Source organism: Nonomuraea sp. NPDC051941, from assembly GCF_044593615.1.
The window spans coordinates 1-1,709 of record NZ_JBIUCF010000144.1; the positions used below are offsets into that span (position 1 = coordinate 1).

Genomic DNA, 1,709 nt, shown 5'->3' on the forward strand with positions numbered 1-1,709 from the left:
TGATCACGATCAGCGGTGCCATCACTGCTCCTTCATGCCGAGCGAGGTCAGCCGGCCTCGCATCCAGTCGAGCTCGGCGGCGATGCCGGCGGCGACGTCGGCCGGCGCGCCGGGAAGCACGTTCCACGTGTAGGTCTCCACCTCGACGTGGCTGGTCAGCGGCCGTTCTCCGCCGAGGAGCACGTTGAGCAGGTCACGCAGGTAGGGGGCGCTGGTGGTGAGCGGAGGGGGCGGCGCGTCGTGCAGCGGGACGTGGAAGTGCACGCGCCAGCTCTCGTCCGCGGGCAGGCCGCCGGCGAGGGCTTCTCCCAGGTCGTCGGCGTATCCGGTGGCGGAGCGTGTCTGGTGGAGGAATCTGGCCTCGTCGAACGCGGCCAGTGCCCGTTGCGCTCCTGGCGGGGCTTCCAGTGCGCATGACGCCTGGAGCTTCACGATCGGGAGCCCGGTGCGGGCGCCTGCGCCGGGTTCCTCGAAGCCCACGGCCATGTGGCAGGCGTCCAGGCACAGGCCGAGGTAGTCGTGGTCCACGTTGCTCAGCAGGGCGGTCGCCTGGGGCGTCGTCTCGATGATGCAGCCGGGCTCCGGCTCGAAGCCCACCCGGATCACTTTGCCGGTACGGCCGGCCAGCGCACGCAGGCCCTGGGCGACGGCGTCGAGATTGGCCATGACCGCAGCCGCTTTGTCTCTCGTCCACCCGGTGCGCCAGGCAAGGGGGAGGGTCGAGATCGTCCCCTCGGTGACGTCGTCCGGCAGCAGCGCGGCGAGGATCTCGGCCAGCCCGAGCGTGTACTGCAGCCGCTCCGCGTCGGCCCAGTCGGGCTGGTAGACGCGGTATTTCACGATCTCGTCGTGGAAGCCGCGGTAGGGGAACCCGTTCAGGGTCACGACCTCCAGCCCGAGCGCGGTCAGCCGCTCGCGCAGTCCGGCGAGCTCCCCGGGGTGGGCGAGGAGGTCCGCGGCGGCGTGCTGGGACAGCCACAGCCCGAGCCGTTCGACGCCGAGTAGATGCCTGACCCGCGCGGCGACGCCGGACAGCTGACCGTGGATGCCGGGGAGATCCTCGGCGGCGTGGACGTTGGTGCAGTAAGACAGGTGCACCGTCGAGCCGTCCGGATGGCGTAACCGCACGGTCACCCCCGCTTGATCGTGTTGCCGGCATGGTCGGGGCCGGCATGCGAGCTGGTCTCCAGGTCGAGGCGGCCGCTCTGTCCGTAGAAGGCGACCGGATTGCGCCACAGCACCTGGTCCACATCGTCCTCGCCGAAGCCTGCCGCGAGCATGGCGTCGGCGACCTCGCGCGTCTTGAGCGGGTCGCTCCGTCCCCAGTCGGCGGCCGAGTTCACGAGCATCCTGTCCGTGCCGTGCTCCTTGAGCAGGGCCACCATCCGGTCCGGGTCCATCTTGGTGTCGGGGTAGATGGAGAACCCCATCCAGCAGCCCGAGTCCGCGACCATGCCGACGGTCAGCTCGTTGAGGTGGTCGATGAGCACCCGTTCGGGGGGTATCCCGGCGTCCCGGACCACGTGGAGGGTCCGGCGGGTGCCCGCTGCCTTGTCCCGGTGCGGCGTGTGCACGAGTACGGGGAGATCGTTCTCCCGCGCCAGGGCGAGCTGTGCCTCGAAGACCTGTTCCTCCCTGGCCGTCATGGAGTCGTAGCCGACTTCGCCGACGGCGACGACGGAGTCCTTCAGCAGGTATCGCGGCAGTTC

Annotated in this window: 2 protein-coding genes; both read right to left on the reverse strand. The window is 70.2% G+C overall.

Features of this window, described 5'->3' with window-relative positions; all coding sequences use genetic code 11:
* Positions 1-21: 21 nt before the first annotated feature.
* Complete coding sequence (gene eboE / locus ACIHFD_RS67855; RefSeq protein WP_397375968.1) at positions 22-1,128, reverse strand: metabolite traffic protein EboE; 1,107 nt, start codon at positions 1,126-1,128, stop codon at positions 22-24.
* A gap of 2 nt (positions 1,129-1,130) precedes the next feature.
* Positions 1,131-1,709 (reverse strand): TatD family hydrolase (locus tag ACIHFD_RS67860; RefSeq protein WP_397375967.1); only part of this gene is annotated, 579 nt, incomplete at its 5' end.